Genomic DNA, 19,737 nt, shown 5'->3' on the forward strand with positions numbered 1-19,737 from the left:
TTATATTTTAGGCAAACTGAAAATGATATCATTTGTTAAACAATAAATATAATTTAAATGGTTTAACCTCTTAACCCTATAAATATGTCATACTTAAACAATATTAATATACAAACGTAGCTACTAATTTATTAGTATACAACTATTTATTACCGTAAATCAACAATAAATAGTTCTTTGTCAATATGTGACAATTAAACTGACAAAAGTATTTTGGAATAATTTTTGCTACATAATTATTCTATAAATAAAGAGTGTAAAGTGTAACATTTTCAGGAATTTATGTTTTAAAATTGCCTTTTAATCCTTACTTTTGCACCCTCTAACACATAACGAGTACCAAAGCACATAAATGAGACAACTCAAAATCACCCAATCCATAACCAATCGCGAGAGTCAATCTCTAGACAAATATCTTCATGAGATTGGTAAAGTAGATTTAATCACCGCAGAAGAAGAAGTAATACTTGCAAGAAAGATACGTGAAGGTGATCAGGCAGCTTTAGAACGCTTAACCAAGACTAACTTACGTTTTGTGGTTTCTGTTGCCAAACAGTATCAAAATCAAGGATTAACTTTAGGTGATTTAATTAATGAAGGTAACCTTGGACTGATTAAAGCAGCTAAACGTTTTGATGAAACCAAAGGTTTTAAATTCATTTCTTATGCTGTATGGTGGATCCGTCAGTCAATTTTACAGGCTATTGCTGAACAAAGCCGTATTGTACGTCTGCCTTTAAACCAGGTAGGTTCACTAAGCAAGATCAGTAAAGCATTCTCCAAACTGGAGCAGGAATTTGAACGCGAACCTTCTCCTGAAGAATTAGCTGATATTCTTGAAACTACTGTTGATAAAATCTCTGACACCCTTAGTAATTCAGGAAGGCACGTATCTATGGATGCCCCTTTTGTACAGGGTGAAGAAAATACGTTGTTAGATGTTCTTGAAAATCACGAACCAAATACTGACAGCAGCTTAATCAATGAGTCCCTTTCTGAAGAGATCAAACGTTCCCTGTCTACTTTAACAGAGCGTGAAAGAGAAATCATTGTGCTTTTCTTTGGCTTAAGTACAAACCACCCTCTTTCTCTGGAAGAGATTGGCGAGAAATTCAACTTAACACGTGAACGCGTTCGTCAGATTAAAGATAAAGCATTACAGCGCCTGCGCCATACTTCCCGCAGCAAAATATTAAAATCTTATTTAGGCTAAACTTAGCCAATAGATAAATCGGGTAAAAAAGATTGGGTTTCCCCAATCTTTTTTAGTTTTGTACCATTCTAACCAAATACATCCCGATTATGCTCCATAACTACCAATCTGAATTTCAGAGCTGGATTGATAAAGAGAAAAAAGCCGTCGAATTACTTCAAATTGCAGGACAGCTATGGTTCGACAGATCCATAGAGCTGGTGCTGTTCCGCAAACCTCTGTTTGACACAGGCAGTAGCGAAATTCTGGCCCACCATCAATATGCCAGAGAGATCAGCGGTAAACCGATCAGCATCTATGAAACCCTGGAGCTTGCCGCTATCATTTCGAAATGCAACCTTGCCCCCTCCCGCATAGACATGGGAAGACTTTCCTCAGAATGGCTTGACCAGGATAATCATTTTGATGATATGCGTGATTTCGTGATCAGTAAACTGGGCCGTCATATCGGAAAAGACAAAATGAACCTCCAGCCAAAAGATGTAGTGTTATTTGGCTTTGGAAGAATTGGCCGGCTGGCAGCGAGGGAACTGATCCTTCAAACAGGAAAAGGGGAACAGCTTCGCCTGCGCGCTGTTGTCACCAGATCCTATAGTGATGAAGAATTAACCAAACGCGCCGAGTTACTGCGTACAGATTCAGTTCATGGTCCTTTTAACGGAATCATTACTGAAGACTTCAATAACAAAGCTCTGATCATTAATGGACAAATGATCTATTTTATCCAGGCAGAACATCCGGAAGAAGTCGATTATAGTGCCTATGATATAACGAATGCCCTGTTAATAGATAATACCGGTATATTCCGCGACCGTGAAGGCCTGAGCAGGCATCTAACGAACAAAGAGATCAGCAAAGTATTACTCACCGCTCCGGGCAAAGGAGATATCCCAAATATAGTGACAGGTATTAACGACCAGGATATTGATTTCAACAAGGCTGATATCCTTTCCAATGCTTCCTGTACCACCAATGCAATCATCCCAGTTTTAAAACTGATAGATGATGCTTTCGGGATTGAAAAAGGACATATTGAATCCATCCATTCTTATACCAACGATCAGAACCTCCTTGATAATTACCATAAAAAGTACCGCCGCGGACGATCCGCAGCACTGAACCTGGTGATTACAGAAACAGGGGCAGATAAAGCTGTTTCCAGAGTGATCCCGCATCTGGAAGGCAAACTAACCGGAAATGCGGTACGTGTGCCTACCCCCAATGTATCCCTCGCCATCCTCAATTTATCACTGGAAAAGACAAGTACAAGAGACGAAGTAATTGAAGTTTTAAAACAAGCTTCGCTTTTTGGAGATCTTTCAGAGCAGATTGAGTTTTCCATATCAAAAGAACTGGTTAGTTCTGACTTAATTGGCAATAGCCACGCTACAATTATCGATGGTCCTGCCACAATTATGGCAAAAGATAATAAATCGGTAATCATCTATACCTGGTATGATAATGAATATGGATATACCAGACAGGTTATCCGTCTCGCTAAAAAACTTGCTGGTGTTGTGCGGCTTACGTATTATTAATGATGCACAACTAACTAAAATCCTTTCATTTAAAAATCATAAAAACAAAACTAAATACTGTGCTGTTTGAATATTTTTTAATAGCCCATTGAAATGTCATTAATTTGCAATATATTAGGATTATCGAACTAGCCAAAGCCATATAAAATTAATCATCTGTTTAAAACTAACCAATTGCTATGAAATTATATCTACTCCTACCCCTGGCAATTTTGCTGGGCTGCAATACGGTAAAGACATCCAAAAACCTCCCCCCAAATTCAGATCAATTATTAAAAGATACTAAAATACTATCTTCTGATGCGTTTGAAGGCAGAAAAACAGGGACCAAAGGCGGTGAGATGGCCAGGGAATATATAGGAAAACGTTTCAAAGAAATAGGCTTGAAGACTTTTCCGATGTTGAACTCTTATCAGCAGGCATTTACCTTTGCTGGTATTGATGACCCAAAGATCACAGGTAAAAATATGGTAGGTTTTGTTCCGGGCTACAGTTCAAAAATCATTGTGATATCGGCACACTATGACCACCTTGGAGTAATCAACGGGAATATTTATAACGGTGCCGATGATAATGCTTCAGGTATTGCTGGAATGCTTAAAATCGCTTCCCATTACGCCAGGAGCAGACCGAATTATACACTTGTCTTTGTAGCTTTTGACGCAGAAGAATTTGGAAGAAAAGGATCAGAATATTTTGTCAGCCATCTGCCTGTAGATATCAAAAGGATTAAACTCAATATTAACCTGGATATGATCAGCCACAATGATAAAGGTGAATTATACGCTTGTGGCACTTATAAGTATCCGCAATTAAAGGACCATATTGGTACCAGCATCCCGGATCTGAAAATACTTTTTGGCCATGATAACCCAAAACTAGGTATTGACGACTGGACAGATCAAAGTGACCAATCGGCTTTTAATGCTAAAAATATTCCTTTCATTTACTTTGGTGTTGAAGATCATAAAGATTATCACAAATCAAGTGATAAGTTTGAAAACATCAACCAGGAATTTTTTGTCAATGCTGCAAATGGCATTATGGAAATCACGGATAATTTTGATAAAGACCGTAAGGTAGAGAAAGTATATAATGATACCGATACAGTTCAGTCTAAAAGATAGTAACCAGAAGTATCAGGATTTGAACACGATTTACGATAGTCAGTAAAAAACCCCAATCTTTCCAATAGAAAAAGGGCAATTTTCGAGTTGAAAGTTGCCCTTTTTTATGATTTACTTACCCTTCAAATTTTTACTCTTTGAAGAGTTCTGCTGAATTCTATTACTTTTTAATCGTCCTTTTATTAGCAATCATTCCTGTAAACTCACTTCTTGGATTAGCAGCCCTTACACCTCCTATAGTCAGCGCTTTAGGTCTTGCAGCACGATTAACAACACCCACAGTAGCCTGATTGCTTGTAGACCCAGGTACCAGTAAGTTTAAAGAGGCCGACAGATCCGCTTCTCTTTCATCACCAAAAGGATAAGTTGGATCATCGTCCATTGCTATACCCGGTATACCAAAGGTACCGGTTCCCGCAGGAACAAATCCTGAATAGTAACCGCCAAAACCATTTGCATTCTCGGTTTGAAACAGTGACATATATACCTGATATCTGTTTTGCAGTACAATTGGAAAGAATCCTACAGGCTTACCATAGGTAGTAGAACCAACTATCTGTACATTTACATATGGCCTCAATACATTGATCAGCAGTTCAGCTGCAGAAGCTGTATTTCCACTCACAATAAATACTACATTAGTAATCGTATTTAAACTTCCTTTTTTAGTAAAAGAAGCATTATTGCTTGGATCTGTCGTTGCATAACTTTCGTCGGCCAGCGTGTAAATAGCCCCGCTACTTCCGTTTTTATACTGTACTTTTCCATCAGAACCTAATGCCGGCTGATTCGCCAATATCGTTGCTTTACCAGCCTGCATCGTAGCATTATAAATCTCTGAATACATTTTTTTACCAGCAACACTGGAAGGTGCAATCAAATCAGCCAGGTATTCTGCGGTATTGATATATCCTCCGCCATTGTATCTCAAATCAACAACCAGGTCTGTTATCCCCTGGCCACTGAAATTAGAAAATACGGGATCAAGATTTACATCACTTGGTGCATCACTGTTTGTCAATGCAGAAAAACGGGCAAATGCCAGATAACCGATCTTAGTACCAGATCTGGTGATCACACTGGATGCATAAACCGGACTGCTTTTGTAAGAAGCTTTGGCAAGTGTTTTAGTAAACGGAACATTATCTACATAATTATAACCAGAAATCGTCACAGAATTTCCTGCTATAGCAGCATCAATTGCTGCGTGTTCTGTATCATAATCTTTTCCCACTACCGCAGTACCATTTACACTGGTAATTACCCAGCCCCTTTGCACGCCTGCTGCTGCGGCCGGAGAGCCAGGATAAACAGCAGTAATAAATAAGATGTAGGCACCGGATGTGCTGCCCTCGAGATAATAAATCGGTCTGATACCAACATCATTACCATTACCTTCGGTATCTACATCAGCAGATTTGAGATTAGCAGATGCACTAGGATTAGCTTGTGTTAAATCATCTATAAATGAGTATTTTGGAAAGCCATCTCCATAATATTCATAAGGCTGATTAGTTAAAGGATTAATTTTCAACTGACTGATTGCATACAATTCATCATTATAATTATCCAGATCAAGAGATTTAGAGGAATATTTTCTGGGATTGAACGTCGCATAATCAGGAATAGCATCATTCCATAGATAGATTTGTTTCGCATACAGAAACAAAGAATCTAAGGTTAATTGCTTAGGTGTTCCACTTGTTGGTGAAGTAGTTGAAGTGTTAGCAGTCTCTTCTTTATTTTTTTTACAGGAACTAATACCTATAATAATGACCAAAGCAGAGCCAATTACAAAGCGATTGTAGAGTAAATTTTTCTTCATAGTTTTAGGGAGAGAACGCTGACAATTATGGAGTTAAGATACGAATAGTTCGTTTATTGTCAAAGAATTTAACCTTTTTAATCGAAAATTAACATCAGTGGCGTATTCCGGATTAACAATAGGTTTATTCAAGCCAACCAGCAAGAGTTCTTCCTCCCTCAAATCATATTGAATACCAATTAATTCTATGGTTTCCGCCACAGACCTGGTAGCAGTTTCTGCCAGGAAATAAACCTTCAGGTATAATTCCAGCCCATTCCATTCAATTTGCCTGATTTTATTTAACTGTATCGCAGGATCACCGTCCGCCAATAAAAAAAGAGGCTTTCCTGCTGCTTTTACCTCCTGCATCAGTGAGAGCACCGGAGCAAACAGCAATAACTTTAGGGGTAACTTTGCATTCCGGTGAAGCAAATCAAAATTAACCCTGTATTTTTCGCCAAGGCCGAATTGTGCTGCAGTACGTTCATATATACCTTCAGTACCTTCTTTAGCATATATTTCCCCCATAAAGCTTACAATCTCCGGCCCATCGATCTGTTCTGTATATTCTATAAATTGCGCAAACAGGTAATACACCTGTAGCAGATAATCTTTTTCCGGATAGATCACATCGTCCAGCTCAAATATAAAAGCCTTGCTATTATCGGTATATTGCTGATACTTCATCAGGAAATAGAAAATAATACAGGATTAAACCCATTTGCAGTTTCCTGCATATAAAATACGCCATTGAGCTCTTTTTCTTTACCGGCAGTACGCAACGAAGGATCAGATACTGTTCCAAATTGCAATTCGCCCTTATCATATAACGCCCAATCTGATGTTGTTAATGGCCCTGACTGCTCATAAAGAGGAAAACTAAGGATATCCGGCAGCAGTACGTGGACATTAAACTCTTCAAATAATACCAGCGACTTTACCACTGCTTCCAGTTCAAAACGGTGTAGCGGCAATAAGCGGTCTGCTTCCTGATCCAGGCAGGCATTCAGCAAAGTATGGGCTATAGTATCTTCATTTTTCTCTCCCAGACTGATAAACTGATATTGTGAAGAAGAAAAAGCTGGCGTCTCCCCATAATCGCTAAGGATAACCTGGTCCCCTGTAAAAGCCTTTAATAATTTGAGTGCCTGGGCAGATTTGCCCCCGGTAATTAGTGTTTTCAAATTCTATACAATTAAACCATCTTTCATAGTAACTACCCTATCGCTAATCTCCGCAAGGTCTTCATTGTGGGTAACGATAACAAAGGTCTGTTTAAAGTTATCACGCAGGGTGATAAAAAACTGGTGCAGCGATTTCGCATTGGCAGAATCCAGGTTTCCTGAAGGCTCATCTGCCAATATAATAGCTGGATCATTAATTAAAGCACGGGCTACCGCTATGCGCTGCTGTTCTCCACCAGAAAGCTGGTTAGGCTTATGTGTAGACCGATCTTTTAAACCCAAAAGGTCCAGCAGTTCCATTGCCCTGATTTCCGCCTCTTTTTTACTTTTTTTCGCAATAAAAGCGGGAATACAAATGTTTTCCATCGCAGAGAACTCCGGCAGCAGGTGATGAAACTGAAACACAAAGCCAATATTCTGGTTTCTGAAGATACTCAGCAATTCACCGGATAGCTTACTTACCTTAGTGCCATTTAATTCTACACTACCTTCATCCGGTTTATCCAGCGTACCCAAAATATGCAAAAGCGTACTTTTACCCGCTCCGGAAGCGCCTATAATACTCACGACCTCTCCTTTATTGACCTCAAAATCTACTCCTTTAAGGATGGGCAGATTTCCGTAAGCTTTCCTGATACCTGTGGCTTTTAGCATACAGCAAACTTACAAAAAGTTGAGATTAAATCTAGTTAACGTAAATTTTACGCCTTTTGCCAAAGTATAAAAGGGGAAATAAGTTTTTAAAACCGATCTATAATTGTAGATTTGACTCAAATTTTTCAGCTAATGAATATACACGAATATCAAGGTAAAGAAATACTTAAAAGTTTTGGTGTTGCCGTACAAGAAGGCATAGTTGCCGAAACTGTTGAGCAGGCTGTAGAAGCTGCTAAAAAAGTAACGGCAGATTATAACTCAGACTGGGTAGTGATTAAAGCACAAATCCATGCTGGTGGCAGAGGTAAAGGTGGTGGTGTTAAATTAGCCAAAAACCTGGAAGAGGTTAAACAAAGAGCTACTGATATTTTAGGTATGCAGTTGGTTACTCCTCAAACCGGACCAGAAGGTAAAAAAGTAAATAAGATCTTGGTTGCACAGGATGTTTACTATCCAGGAGCTTCTGAAACAAAAGAATTTTATGTCAGCGTTTTATTAAACCGCGCTACAGGCAGAAACATCATCATGTATTCTACTGAAGGTGGTATGGATATCGAAGAAGTTTCTGAACATACTCCTCACTTGATCTTCAAGGAAGAAGTTGATCCTAAAGTTGGCCTTCAGGCTTTCCAGGCACGTAAAATTGCTTTTAACCTGGGTTTAAGCGGTGCTGCTTTTAAAGAAATGGTGAAATTTGTTACTGCACTGTATAAAGCTTACGACAGTACTGATTCTGCGATGTTTGAAATCAATCCGGTTTTAAAAACTTCAGATGACAAGATCATTGCTGTAGATGCCAAAGTAGATTTAGATGAAAATGCTTTATTCCGTCACCCTGCTTATGCAGCTATGCGTGATAAACTGGAAGAAGATCCTACTGATGTTGAAGCAAGTGAGTCAAACTTAAACTATGTAAAATTAGATGGAAACGTTGGCTGTATGGTTAACGGTGCTGGTTTAGCTATGGCTACCATGGACATCATCAAAATTGCTGGTGGCGAGCCTGCAAATTTCCTTGACGTAGGTGGAACTGCAAATGCACAAACTGTGAAAGCTGGTTTTAACATCATCTTAAAAGATCCAAATGTTAAAGCTATCCTGATCAATATATTTGGTGGTATTGTACGTTGCGACCGTGTTGCACAAGGTGTGATTGATGCTTATAAAGAAATAGGTGATATCCCTGTTCCAATTATCTGTCGTTTACAAGGTACCAATGCTGAAGAAGCGAAAAAACTAATCGATGAATCAGGCTTAAAAGTATTCTCTGCAATTGCATTGAAAGACGCTGCTGCCCTGGTTACCCAAGTTTTAGCTTAAGCAGTCAAAAAAATAAGATCTTCGGATCATATAATGCCAATTGTTAATTCAGTTGGCATTTTTTTATGCCCTCTTTTTCAGCAACAAATTTTAAACAAAAAAATCCTCCAATTTTTACGTCGGAGGATCTTTAAACCAAATATAAATTAAACGAGCAATACAAACATACGGATATTTATTACAAATACAAGTTTTATTTTATTTTTTTCATTAATAAACTTGTAAACACTCATTTTTAAATAAAAAAACGTTAAATAATACTCTAAATGCACTCATAAATATTAAAATAAAGACAAAAAGCATAATTCAACATAAAAATAAGGCATAAAAATTAATTTAAAATCTAAAAATGGCCCTATTGTTCATTTTTAACTAAGAAATAACAATCATTTTCATTTTTTAAAACAAATCAGTAACAATAATTTAACATTATCTTCATATCACTTCCTGATACCCAATCTTTAAACTTCTCCTTACTCATCCTGTTATTTCTTGATGGAATTCCTTATTTTTGAGCGCTCCACAAAAAGATCATGATTAAAAGAGAAAAAATAAAAAGCCTGTTAGCAACTACAGAATATAACAGAGAAGTGATAGTAATGGGTTGGGTAAGAACCTTCCGTAATAACCAGTTCATCGCCATCAATGATGGTTCCTGCATGGGTAATATTCAAATCGTTGTTGATTTTAACAATACCCCTGAAGAATTGCTAAAAAGAATTACTACCGGCGCTTCTGTTGCTATCACTGGTACATTGATAGAATCTTTAGGTAAAGGACAGCGTGTGGAGGTAAAAGCTTCAGCTATAGAAATACTGGGAGACAGCGACCCGGATAAATTCCCATTGCAGCCAAAAAAACATAGTCTTGAATTTCTAAGGGAGATCGCCCACCTGCGTTTCCGTACCAATACATTTAATGCTGTATTTAAAGTACGTCACGCTCTGGCATTTGCTATACATCAGTTTTACAATGAAAGAGGTTTTGTTTATATGCACACCCCTATCATCACGGCTTCTGATGCAGAAGGTGCCGGGGAAACTTTTAAAGTAACTACACTCGACTATGATCAGATCCCACGAACTGAAGATGGCCATGTAGATTATGCAGAAGACTTCTTTGGACGTGCTACAAACCTCACTGTTTCTGGTCAGCTGGAAGGTGAATTAGCAGCCATGGCTTTCGGTCAGATCTATACCTTCGGGCCTACTTTCAGGGCGGAAAATTCAAATACAACGCGTCACCTTGCCGAATTCTGGATGATTGAACCAGAGATTGCTTTTGCCGATCTGGAAGATAACATGCAGCTGGCAGAGGACATGATGAAATATATCATCACTTATGCAGTAGAAAACTGTAAAGAAGAGATTGAGTTTTTAAACGCCCGCTTGTTAGAGGACGAAAAAACTAAACCACAGCAGGAACGCAGTGAATTGTCGTTAATAGATAAACTTAATTTCTGCCTCAATAATGATTTCGAACGTCTTACTTATACTGAGGCAATTGCTATTTTACGTTCTTCAAAACCTAATCAGAAAAAACAGTTCAAGTACCTGATCAATGAATGGGGTGCCGACCTGCAATCTGAGCATGAACGTTTCCTGGTAGAAAAACATTTTAAAAAACCTGTAATCCTTACCGATTACCCGGCTGATATTAAATCTTTCTATATGCGCCAGAATGAACCTGATGCTGAAGGAAGAAAGACAGTTGCGGCTATGGATATCCTATTCCCTGGCATCGGAGAAATGATCGGTGGATCTCAAAGAGAAGAACGTCTGGACAGATTAACCCAGCGCATGGAAGAACTGAACATTCCACAGGAAGAATTATGGTGGTATTTAGATACCCGTAAGTTCGGTTCTGCCCCTCACGCCGGCTTTGGTTTGGGCTTTGAAAGATTGGTACTTTTCGTAACAGGCATGACCAACATCAGGGATGTAATTGCTTTCCCACGTTTCCCTAAGAACGCGGAGTTTTAATATTTAACCAGGAGGTCTAAGATCATCCTGTATTTAAAAAATCGGTATACTGTATTCCGGCTGCATAATGCGGCGCTTCGCTTGCAAGACGCTAGGCCGGAATACAGCATACCGATTTTTTTTGAGATCATTCTATGGGATTTTCTAAACAAACGATAAAAGCTAATCCAGAAAATAAAGTTTTCCCGGTGTCAGACCAATGATAAAGCTAATCCAGTAAATAGTCTCCCGCGATATAGGAGAGATATAGAAAGACTGCTGCAATAGATCATACAAAAGCAGTTCTAAGAAATCTGTCAAGCCACCCTGCAGTGATGGATACCCCTCAAAAAAAGGATCATGTGATATTCCGGCCTAGCGTCTTGCAAGCGTAGCGCAGCATTATGCAGCCGGAATATCAAATGATCCTTTTTTCAGCGGAGCCAGATGATCCTTTGATAAAACAAGTCTGGAAAATTATCTAATTCGACTGGTGCAAATTATCAGAGAATGAATTTGCATGTGCATAATCTATAGAAGTAACCCTGTAATCCGTAGGTGCAAAACTAGCAGCAGTACTCAACGCCATTCCCAGTTCAAACCGTAATGGATAAGGTGTAGCTAACAAGCTGCCCTCAGGAATATAAGGAAAAGTCTCCATATAAGACTGAACAGTATTTGTTGATATTCTCCTGTTGATATATGCCCTTGTCAATTGATAGGTATGCCTCAAACCAGCTGCCCCTAACAGCTCCACAGCACTGGCTACCGTCAAACGGTGATAATTGAACACCCTAACCTTTTTATCATCCACAACCAGCCCTTTCATCAAACTTGGATCTTGCGTAGCTACACCTGTAGGACAAGTATTACTGTTACATTCCAGGGCCTGGATACATCCCAGTGCAAACATCATTCCCCTTGCAGAATTACACAAATCTGCTCCCAGGGCGATATTCTTCACCAGGTCAAAACCTGAAGAAACCTTTCCCGAGGAAATGATTTTAATATGTTTTTTAAGATCAAACCCTGTCAGCACATCATAAACAAAAGCTAAGCCCTCTCTTAAAGGCATTCCTACCGCATTGGAAAACTCCTGTGGAGAAGCACCAGTACCTCCTTCTCCCCCATCTACAGTAATAAAATCTACATAAGTCCCGGTTTCCACCATCGCTTTGCAAATAGCAAAAAATTCGCTTTTACGGCCTATACATAATTTAAACCCTACCGGCTTACCGCCAGATAACTCCCTTAATTTTTTTGCAAATGCAACCAGTTCCAAAGGCGTTGAAAATGCAGAGTGTGCTGGCGGAGAGATCACATCAAAACCTTCCTTAACCAATCTTATCCTTGCAATTTCAGGAGTAACTTTCTTGGCCGGAAGAATCCCTCCGTGTCCGGGTTTCGCTCCCTGCGAAAGTTTAATCTCAATCATTTTAATCTGTTCACCTTTTGCCCTGATGGAAAACGCCTCAGGATCAAAGGTACCATCCACAGGATTACGACAACCAAAATATCCGGTGCCTATCTGCCAGATCAAATCACCTTTGGGCGCAGCATGGTAATCACTAATACCACCTTCACCGGTATTGTGTGCAAAGTTGCCAATGAAAGCACCGCCATTTAAAGCCAGGATTGCATTCTGACTCAATGAACCGAAACTCATCGCCGAGATATTGAATATACTTGCAGAATAAGGCTGTGCGCACTCCGGACCTCCCACAAGCACTCTTGGGTCTTCATCCAGCTCATGGTGACTAATTGCCGCAATACTATGGCTCAGCCACTCATAGCCATTTTCGTATACATCCAGCTGTGTACCAAATGGAATGGTATCATTTTCTTTTTTTGCACGCTGATAAATCAGGGAGCGGTTTAACCGGCTAAATGGTTTACCATTGGTATCACTTTCTACAAAGTATTGGTAAACTTTGGGGCGAAGATCCTCTGCCAGATAACGTAAACGTCCTATTACAGGGTAATTTCTTACAATACTGTGTTTAGGCTGATAAAGATCATATATGCCGAGTAATACAATTGGCCCTATAAAAATAAAAGCCCAGAAAAAAGGATGCCAGGCCAGACTAATCATCAAAGTTGCCGAGACAAGGAACGCGGCAATAGCAATAAATGCTTTTCTCATATTGGTATTAATTACTAAATAAACATCAATAGTACGACATTTATCGATTGATGAAACCTGTATAAGATACATTTTACAAAAAAAATTATTAAATGTCTTATGCAAGCTTCATAGCCGATAAATAACAAATATAATCTTATGAAAAAAGATTTTAGTAAATTTACATATGCTTATCAAAATATATCCTGAAAATCCAAATCCCAAAGCCATCGAACAAGCGGTTGATGTGCTTAAAAAAGGAGGAATTATCATTTATCCCACTGATACAGTATACGGACTAGGCTGTGATATCACCAATCAGAAAGCCATCGAAAGGATCTGCAAAATCAGGGGTATAAAACCTGAAAAGGCAAATTTCTCTTTCATATGTTCAGATCTGAGACATATATCAGACTTCGTTAAACCTATAGACACTACTGTTTTCCGTTTGTTGAAAAAGGCGCTGCCGGGTCCTTTCACCTTTATATTTAATGCAAACAACAATGTCCCTAAATTACTAAGTTCAAATAAAAAAACTGTAGGTATCAGGGTGCCTGATAACAGTATAGCCAGAGAAATTGTAAAAGTGCTGGGTAATCCGATTCTGTCTACCTCTATCAAGGACGATGATGAACTGATTGAATATTCAACCGATCCGGAATTGATCCATGAAAAGTATGAGGATCTCGTAGACCTGGTAATTGACGGTGGTTATGGTGACAATGAAGCTTCTACCGTTGTAGATTGTACCAATGGAGACTTTGAAATTATCCGTGAAGGAAAAGGGATACTGGAGAACTATCTGTAAAACGCATCTGTCTTATTGTTGATCAAACTAATTGAGGTTATTCAGGCTTCGCTGAAAAATTAAGATCATCCATTGCAGGGTGGCATAACAAATCTCTTAGAATTGCTTTTGCATGATCAATTGCAGCAGTCTTTTCTATATCACGTAGAACTAATTTCTGGATAATCATTATCATTGGTCTGATACGGGGAGAACTTTATTTTCTGGATTAGCTTTTATCGTTCGTTTAGAAAATCCCATTGATAATCTTAAAAAAAATCGGTGTGCTGTATTCCGGCCTAGCGTCTTGCAAGCGAAGCGCCGCATTATGCAGCCGGAATACAGTATACCGATTTTTTTAAGACTTGACAATCCAGAGATAACTTGACTATCTGACAGCAAAGGATATTAAGAAGTAAACTCCTTCATAAACTCACTTATATTTTCCTCCAAATAACCAGCATGAAGTGCCTTTACAAAAGCAGTTCCTATAATTCCGCCATTGGCATATTTACAAGCTTTATTAAATGTTTCCTTACTATTGATACCAAATCCTATCAACGTAGGATTATTTAAATTCATCTCCGCAATTCTGGAGAAATAAGTAGTTGTGGTATCGGATACTTCCAGGTTCTTTCCTGTAGTAGCAGAAGCCGATAACAAATAGATAAATCCATTACTCAAGCCATCAATCTTGTGGATGCGCTCTACAGAAGTTTGCGGCGTAACCAAAAAGATATTGCTCAATCCATTTTCAAGGAAAGCATCTTTATAAAATTCCTCATACTCTACCATGGGCAGATCAGGGACGATACAGCCATCAATTCCAACCGCAGCACACGCCTTACAGAAATTCTCTACACCATATTGCAGTACGGGATTCACATAACCCATCAATAAAACAGGGATCGTTACATTTTTACGCAGTTCCTTCAGTTGTTCAAACAGCAGGTTAAGATCCATACCATTGTCCAGTGCCTGTTTGCTGGTGGCCTGTATCACAGGCCCGTCTGCAACAGGATCTGAATAGGGAAAGCCTATTTCCAGCATATCTGCTCCTGCTTTTTGCAATGCTTCAGCAATAGCTACAGTATCGCCCAGACCAGGATATCCTGCTGTATAATAGATGGAAAGTATATTGTTTTTTTTCTCTTTAAATAATTGGGTAATCCTGTTCATTTCCTCTTTTTTATAAGCTAATTGCTGCTGTTAAAATCCAAAATATTTACTGTAGGTATCTAAATCCTTATCACCTCTACCGGAAAGACAAACCACTACATTTTCCCCGCCTGTAAACTTCATTTTTTCAAGATGTGCGATGGCATGTGCACTTTCAATAGCTGGGATAATCCCCTCCAGTCGGGTACACAATAAACCTGCTTCCAGCGATTCTTCATCGGTAATAGAAACATATTCCGCTCTTCCAACTTTAAACAAATGGGCATGCTGAGGGCCAATTCCAGGATAATCCAAACCTGCAGAAACCGAATAAGGTTCTATCACCTGTCCGTCTGCCGTTTGCATTAAAATACTCCTGCTACCATGTAAAACCCCTTCTTTACCAAGGAAAGTTGTTGCTGCAGAATGTCCGCTGCTTACGCCTTTACCAGCTGCCTCTACGGCAACCAATTTCACCTTTTCATCATCCAGAAAATGATAGAACATGCCCATGGCATTACTTCCACCACCTACACAGGCCAGTACATAATCGGGCTGATCGTTGCCTGTTTGCTCCATTAATTGTCTTTTTGTTTCTTCAGAAATCACCGACTGAAAAATAGACACCATATCAGGATAAGGATGAGGTCCTACAACGGAACCTATAATATAATGCGTATCCACAGGATTATTGATCCAGTCGCGCATGGCCTCATTGGTTGCATCCTTTAAAGTTTTACTTCCCGAAACCGCGGAAACCACTGTAGCGCCCAGCATTTTCATTCTGGCTACATTAGGTGCCTGGCGTTCAATATCTATCTCGCCCATATAGATCACACATTCCAAACCGCGAAGTGCACAAACTGTAGCTGTAGCTACGCCATGCTGCCCTGCACCAGTTTCTGCAATAATCCTTTTCTTTCCTAAACGTTCTGCCAGTAAGATCTGACCGATCGTGTTATTGATCTTATGTGCACCGGTATGGTTAAGGTCTTCCCTTTTCAAAAAGATATTGGCATTATATCTTTCAGATAAACGTTTAGCCAGGTAAAGCGGTGAAGGCCGGCCAACATAATTTTTCAGCAAATAGTGAAACTCTTGTTGAAAATCAGCATCACCGATGATCTGAAGGTAATTTTGTCTCAGCTCTTCAACATTTGGATAGAGCATTTCAGGAATGTAGGCACCCCCAAAATCTCCATAATAACCTTTTTCATTTACAAAATAACTCATAGTCTTATTTTTAAAACTGCCGTATGATTAGCAGGATAACGATTTTTTAAATTGTGTTAACTGAGCGATATCTTTCAGGCCTGGCAGGATTTCAAAACGGCTGTTTACATCTACAGCATAAAAACGTTCATCGTCAATCAGTAATAGGTCAGCAATATGATCCAAACCTATTCCCCCACTCAGGAAATAGGGCTTTTGCAAAATATAATTGTCCAGGAGTTGCCAGTTAAAAGTTTTCCCGGAGCCACCATGTTCTGGTGTTTGTGTATCAAACAGAAAATAATCCACAGCATCAGCATAATCCTCCAGCAAACTAAAATCGAAAGTATCATCTATTCCAAAAGCCTTGATCACCTCGGCCATGCCTTTTAATGCCCTGCAATAGTCGGGGCTTTCATTTCCATGTAGCTGAACGGCTTTAAGCTGATACTTTTTAATTGCATTTTTCACTGTATCCAGTTCTGCATTCACAAACACACCTGTAGTTTTAATCGTTGCAGGGATTTCAGTTACCAGTTCCGCATCCAGATCGGCCACAAATCTTTTCGATGCCGGGTGAAAAATAAAGCCCAGGTAATCTGGCTGCAGGGCAACAGCTTCTGCAATATTTGTGGGAACCTTCATTCCGCAGATCTTTAACTTTACCATTAGCCGATTAAATTTTGGAAGCTCTTTAAAGCCAGTCCTGTGACTAAAGAAGTTTCGGCCTCATAAAAACAATCAGCAAAAGATTGCTCAGGTTTAATAGTTTGTATAGCCAGGGCAGCATTACATAAAACCACATTATTTTGTGGGTCTGTACCAGTTCCCTGTAATACATGCAGAAATATATCAGCCGATGAACTTACGGTATCGCCACCCACAATTTCATGCTCGTCAATCTCTTCAAACCCGAGATCTGACACCTTGATTAGCGCCTCTCCATTCTTGCTGAAAGTCTTGATATCGCAGGTAAGAGATACTTCATCAAATCCGTCAACAGCATGCAGAATCGTATAATTCTTATCCGTTTCTTGATATAAGTAAGCATATAATCTTGCCAGTTCCAGGCTAAAGACCCCAACAATCTGATTTTTAGGCTGTGCCGGATTAGCCATGGGGCCAAGCATATTAAAAAACGTTTTAACCCCCAGATCCCGGCGTATAGGTGCAACAATCTTCATTGCAGGATTAAACAAGGGCGCATGGATAAAACAAATGCCAGCCCTGTCCAGGCTACGCTTCAGTTCATCCTGGTCGGCCGTAAATTGATAGCCCAGGTGCTCCATCACATTGGATGAACCGCAGCCTGAAGAAACCCCATAATTACCATGTTTGGCCACCTTATACCCTGCACCTGCAACAACAAATGATGCCAGCGTAGAAATATTAAAGGTGTCCTTTCCGTCACCGCCGGTACCGCAAAGATCTACCAGTTCATAATCTGACAGATCTACCTTTACACAAAGGTCGAGCATGGCGTCTCTGAATCCCTGTAACTCTGCAACAGTAATATTGCGCATACCAAAAGCAGTAATAAACGCAGCGATCTGCGAATTATTAAACTCTCCGGAAGCTATGGCGATTAAAATCCGCTGGGCTTCTTCCCTGCTAAAGGATTTATTTTCAAATAAGTGGTTCAGTATTTTCTTCATGGGCGTTAAAACAAAAAGGGCTGCTTAAAAAGCAACCCTCAAAATATTTTTATATAAAATAAAACGTACAAAATTGGGTCACACTATGCTATTGCATTGTGCCACCACCAATTGTTAAGTCCGTTTGTTAGTATCATCGTCTAGCAAATATGGGATTGATTTTTAATATTTGCAAAACATTTATTAAAATTTCGGGAGTTTATGACATTATTTAAGCGGAAATCTCAGGTAGATGATGATTTAGGATTTGGCAACATGCCTCTGATCGGCAATGAAAGATTGATGAACCCTGATGGAACATCTAATGTGAAACGCATAGGGCTGCCATTGTTCAGGACTTCAGATACCTATACCTGGCTGATCTCCATGTCATGGAAACAATTTCTCTTCATCATTTTACTGGCTTACCTGGCCGTCAACACCTTATTCGCCTCTTTGTATGTATGGATAGGAACAGAACATCTTCGCGGAGCGGAAGGCCTGCTTCTTCAGGATCGTTTTTCTGATGCCTTTTTCTTTTCTGCCCAAACTATTTCTACCGTAGGCTACGGGCACATCAGCCCCAATGGTTTTTTAACCAGTTGTTTAGCTGCCTTCGAATCTATGCTGGGTTTACTGGCCTTTGCTTTAGCTACCGGTTTATTGTATGGTCGTTTTTCCAGGCCAACAGCCAATATTATTTATAGTAAAAATATGGTTATTGCTCCGTATAAGGATATCAAAGGACTCATGTTCAGGCTGGCCAATCACCGGAACAATCAACTGATAGAAATTGAGATCCAGATGATCATGACCTACAATGAAATGGTTAATGGCAAAGTGATCAGAAGGTTCTATCCAATGGAACTGGAAAGGTCAAAGATCAGCCTGCTCACCTTAAGCTGGACAGTGGTACATCCAATTGATGAACACAGCCCGCTGTACAATAAAACTCCTGAAGATCTGGCAGAAGCAGAATTGGAGATTCTGGTGATGTTAAAGGCTTTTGATGATACCTTCTCACAAACTGTACATACCCGGACATCCTATAGAGATGAAGACATTGTGCACAATGCTAAATTCGCTAATGTATTTTCCAGACATGAAACCGGACAGATCATTATCGACCTCTCAAAAATTGGACATACCGATTTGGTTGAAGAAACAAATGGTTAAGTACGTTTCAGAAAATCCAGGATTTCGCCATATAACTGGTTTCCTCCAAAGATCATTTGCGCAATCATGCCTACATGTTTTTTCCCTTTAATCACATACAGTGTTGTGGGCACCTGCTCCTTTTCGAGGATTTTATTTAGTCTTTCAGACTGAATTTTTATTGCGGGATATGTTTTCTCCCCATAAAAAATCAGATGTGGGTTCTTACTGTTTTGCACATAATGTAAAGGAGAACCATCTTCCCAGTTTACAGGGTCTGAACTAAAAGTCTGCAGAAAGTCATCATAGAAATGGTCTTTTTCAGAAGTACTCATGTATTCTTTCATATCCAGCCCAAAAGGGTCATCAAGGATTACTCCTTTAATTGGGTTAGCAATTCCTGCTTTCTTGAAATATCGCGGATCTGTATTGATCAGCTCTGAAAGATGTCCTCCTGCAGAGTGCCCCATCAGGAATATTCTTTCTGGGTTGCCTCCATAAGCTGCAATATGGTTTTTTACCCACTTTACCGCAGCTACACAGTCGTCCCCCATTTGTCTATATTGGTTTTGAGGGGCCAGACCATAATTAATGGACACCAAAACCACCCCTTTACGGGCAAAGTTTCTGCCCAGCCACCAATAAGTTTCTTTTTTACCACTGCTCCAGGAGCCGCCATGTATAAAAACAATAACGTCTTTAGGTTTAACCGTATCCTTTTTATAATAAACGTTCAGTTGTCTGCTTTCGTCGTTTCTGTCGGTATAATTGACATCTTTTTTAATTTTTACCTGAGCAGATAAAACTGAGATTTGTCCAAGGAAAGCAAAAAGCATCAGCACGTTTTTTAAAGTGGTCATTT

The 19,737-nt window shown here is 39.4% G+C and carries 17 protein-coding genes; 7 read left to right on the top strand and 10 right to left on the bottom strand.

Annotated features, from left to right (window positions below; all coding sequences use genetic code 11):
- Nucleotides 1-352 precede the first annotated feature (352 nt).
- From GSQ84_RS27085 to GSQ84_RS27095, 3 genes are all read left to right on the top strand, one after another.
- Nucleotides 353-1,213, top strand: a complete 861-nt coding sequence (locus GSQ84_RS27085; protein ID WP_062547391.1) for an RNA polymerase sigma factor RpoD/SigA — start codon at nt 353-355, stop codon at nt 1,211-1,213.
- 89 nt (nt 1,214-1,302) lie between these two features.
- On the top strand, nt 1,303-2,751 hold the full coding sequence (locus GSQ84_RS27090; RefSeq protein ID WP_158800524.1) for a glyceraldehyde-3-phosphate dehydrogenase: 1,449 nt from the start codon (nt 1,303-1,305) through the stop codon (nt 2,749-2,751).
- Between the two features lie 179 nt (nt 2,752-2,930).
- Nucleotides 2,931-3,878, top strand: a complete 948-nt coding sequence (locus GSQ84_RS27095) for a M20/M25/M40 family metallo-hydrolase (protein ID WP_158800525.1) — start codon at nt 2,931-2,933, stop codon at nt 3,876-3,878.
- 160 nt (nt 3,879-4,038) lie between these two features.
- Here GSQ84_RS27095 and GSQ84_RS27100 read toward each other — a convergent pair whose 3' ends face one another.
- Genes GSQ84_RS27100 through GSQ84_RS27115 form a run of 4 tightly spaced genes read right to left on the bottom strand, consistent with a single transcriptional unit; the run spans nt 4,039 to nt 7,523 of the window.
- On the bottom strand, nt 4,039-5,703 hold the full coding sequence (locus GSQ84_RS27100) for a S41 family peptidase (RefSeq protein WP_158800526.1): 1,665 nt from the start codon (nt 5,701-5,703) through the stop codon (nt 4,039-4,041).
- 33 nt (nt 5,704-5,736) lie between these two features.
- Nucleotides 5,737-6,372, bottom strand: coding sequence for a haloacid dehalogenase (locus GSQ84_RS27105; protein WP_158800527.1), 636 nt, complete (start codon nt 6,370-6,372; stop codon nt 5,737-5,739).
- The gene (locus GSQ84_RS27110) at nt 6,372-6,869 is read right to left on the bottom strand and encodes a hypothetical protein (protein ID WP_158800528.1); all 498 of its coding nucleotides are present in this window, start codon (nt 6,867-6,869) and stop codon (nt 6,372-6,374) included. The genes GSQ84_RS27105 and GSQ84_RS27110 overlap by 1 nt, the downstream gene beginning before the upstream one ends.
- 3 nt (nt 6,870-6,872) lie before the next feature.
- Nucleotides 6,873-7,523: an ABC transporter ATP-binding protein gene (locus tag GSQ84_RS27115; protein WP_158800529.1), complete on the bottom strand. Its 651-nt coding sequence runs from the start codon at nt 7,521-7,523 to the stop codon at nt 6,873-6,875.
- Between the two features lie 132 nt (nt 7,524-7,655).
- Between GSQ84_RS27115 and sucC the strand changes: the two genes are divergently transcribed.
- Together sucC and asnS are read left to right on the top strand one after the other, a co-directional pair.
- Nucleotides 7,656-8,846, top strand: a complete 1,191-nt coding sequence (gene sucC, locus GSQ84_RS27120; protein ID WP_158800530.1) for an ADP-forming succinate--CoA ligase subunit beta — start codon at nt 7,656-7,658, stop codon at nt 8,844-8,846.
- Between the two features lie 533 nt (nt 8,847-9,379).
- The gene (gene asnS / locus GSQ84_RS27125; protein ID WP_158800531.1) at nt 9,380-10,828 is read left to right on the top strand and encodes an asparagine--tRNA ligase; all 1,449 of its coding nucleotides are present in this window, start codon (nt 9,380-9,382) and stop codon (nt 10,826-10,828) included.
- 460 nt (nt 10,829-11,288) lie between these two features.
- On the opposite strand, the gene GSQ84_RS27130 is transcribed toward asnS, so the two are convergent.
- Complete coding sequence (locus tag GSQ84_RS27130) at nt 11,289-12,950, bottom strand: FMN-binding glutamate synthase family protein (RefSeq protein WP_158800532.1); 1,662 nt, start codon at nt 12,948-12,950, stop codon at nt 11,289-11,291.
- Between the two features lie 166 nt (nt 12,951-13,116).
- Here GSQ84_RS27130 and GSQ84_RS27135 point away from each other — a divergent pair, with 166 nt between their 5' ends.
- Nucleotides 13,117-13,737 (top strand): L-threonylcarbamoyladenylate synthase, encoded by a 621-nt coding sequence (locus GSQ84_RS27135; RefSeq protein ID WP_158800533.1) that lies wholly within the window; start codon nt 13,117-13,119, stop codon nt 13,735-13,737.
- Between the two features lie 387 nt (nt 13,738-14,124).
- Here the strand turns inward: GSQ84_RS27135 and trpA are convergent, their stop codons facing one another.
- From trpA to trpD, 4 genes are read right to left on the bottom strand one after another with little or no spacing between them, the layout of a single operon-like run.
- Complete coding sequence (trpA, locus tag GSQ84_RS27140; protein WP_158800534.1) at nt 14,125-14,895, bottom strand: tryptophan synthase subunit alpha; 771 nt, start codon at nt 14,893-14,895, stop codon at nt 14,125-14,127.
- A 30-nt stretch (nt 14,896-14,925) separates the two neighbouring features.
- On the bottom strand, nt 14,926-16,107 hold the full coding sequence (gene trpB, locus GSQ84_RS27145) for a tryptophan synthase subunit beta (RefSeq protein ID WP_158800535.1): 1,182 nt from the start codon (nt 16,105-16,107) through the stop codon (nt 14,926-14,928).
- A 27-nt stretch (nt 16,108-16,134) separates the two neighbouring features.
- On the bottom strand, nt 16,135-16,755 hold the full coding sequence (locus GSQ84_RS27150) for a phosphoribosylanthranilate isomerase (RefSeq protein ID WP_254071004.1): 621 nt from the start codon (nt 16,753-16,755) through the stop codon (nt 16,135-16,137).
- A complete protein-coding gene (gene trpD, locus GSQ84_RS27155) occupies nt 16,755-17,741 on the bottom strand; it encodes an anthranilate phosphoribosyltransferase (protein ID WP_158800536.1) in 987 nt (328 codons plus the stop codon). Before trpD ends, GSQ84_RS27150 begins: the two co-directional genes overlap by 1 nt.
- Nucleotides 17,742-17,942: 201 nt before the next feature.
- Between trpD and GSQ84_RS27160 the strand changes: the two genes are divergently transcribed.
- Complete coding sequence (locus GSQ84_RS27160) at nt 17,943-18,896, top strand: ion channel (RefSeq protein WP_158800537.1); 954 nt, start codon at nt 17,943-17,945, stop codon at nt 18,894-18,896.
- On the opposite strand, the gene GSQ84_RS27165 is transcribed toward GSQ84_RS27160, so the two are convergent.
- Nucleotides 18,893-19,735 (bottom strand): alpha/beta hydrolase, encoded by an 843-nt coding sequence (locus GSQ84_RS27165; RefSeq protein ID WP_174238701.1) that lies wholly within the window; start codon nt 19,733-19,735, stop codon nt 18,893-18,895. The two genes, GSQ84_RS27160 and GSQ84_RS27165, sit on opposite strands and share 4 nt — an antisense overlap.
- Nucleotides 19,736-19,737 lie beyond the last annotated feature (2 nt).

Source organism: Pedobacter sp. L105 (assembly GCF_009765875.1).
In the GTDB taxonomy this organism is placed as follows: domain Bacteria; phylum Bacteroidota; class Bacteroidia; order Sphingobacteriales; family Sphingobacteriaceae; genus Pedobacter.

Bases quoted from the DNA above. Each gene is read 5' to 3' on its own strand.
- GSQ84_RS27085 (WP_062547391.1), top strand. From the start codon at position 353: ATGAGACAACTCAAAATCACCCAATCCATAACCAATCGCGAGAGTCAA.
- GSQ84_RS27090 (WP_158800524.1), top strand. From the start codon at position 1,303: ATGCTCCATAACTACCAATCTGAATTTCAGAGCTGGATTGATAAAGAG.
- GSQ84_RS27095 (WP_158800525.1), top strand. From the start codon at position 2,931: ATGAAATTATATCTACTCCTACCCCTGGCAATTTTGCTGGGCTGCAAT.
- GSQ84_RS27100 (WP_158800526.1), bottom strand. From the start codon at position 5,703: ATGAAGAAAAATTTACTCTACAATCGCTTTGTAATTGGCTCTGCTTTG.
- GSQ84_RS27105 (WP_158800527.1), bottom strand. From the start codon at position 6,372: ATGAAGTATCAGCAATATACCGATAATAGCAAGGCTTTTATATTTGAG.
- GSQ84_RS27115 (WP_158800529.1), bottom strand. From the start codon at position 7,523: ATGCTAAAAGCCACAGGTATCAGGAAAGCTTACGGAAATCTGCCCATC.
- sucC (WP_158800530.1), top strand. From the start codon at position 7,656: ATGAATATACACGAATATCAAGGTAAAGAAATACTTAAAAGTTTTGGT.
- asnS (WP_158800531.1), top strand. From the start codon at position 9,380: ATGATTAAAAGAGAAAAAATAAAAAGCCTGTTAGCAACTACAGAATAT.
- GSQ84_RS27130 (WP_158800532.1), bottom strand. From the start codon at position 12,950: ATGAGAAAAGCATTTATTGCTATTGCCGCGTTCCTTGTCTCGGCAACT.
- GSQ84_RS27135 (WP_158800533.1), top strand. From the start codon at position 13,117: ATGCTTATCAAAATATATCCTGAAAATCCAAATCCCAAAGCCATCGAA.
- trpA (WP_158800534.1), bottom strand. From the start codon at position 14,895: ATGAACAGGATTACCCAATTATTTAAAGAGAAAAAAAACAATATACTT.
- trpB (WP_158800535.1), bottom strand. From the start codon at position 16,107: ATGAGTTATTTTGTAAATGAAAAAGGTTATTATGGAGATTTTGGGGGT.
- GSQ84_RS27150 (WP_254071004.1), bottom strand. From the start codon at position 16,755: ATGGTAAAGTTAAAGATCTGCGGAATGAAGGTTCCCACAAATATTGCA.
- trpD (WP_158800536.1), bottom strand. From the start codon at position 17,741: ATGAAGAAAATACTGAACCACTTATTTGAAAATAAATCCTTTAGCAGG.
- GSQ84_RS27160 (WP_158800537.1), top strand. From the start codon at position 17,943: ATGACATTATTTAAGCGGAAATCTCAGGTAGATGATGATTTAGGATTT.
- GSQ84_RS27165 (WP_174238701.1), bottom strand. From the start codon at position 19,735: ATGACCACTTTAAAAAACGTGCTGATGCTTTTTGCTTTCCTTGGACAA.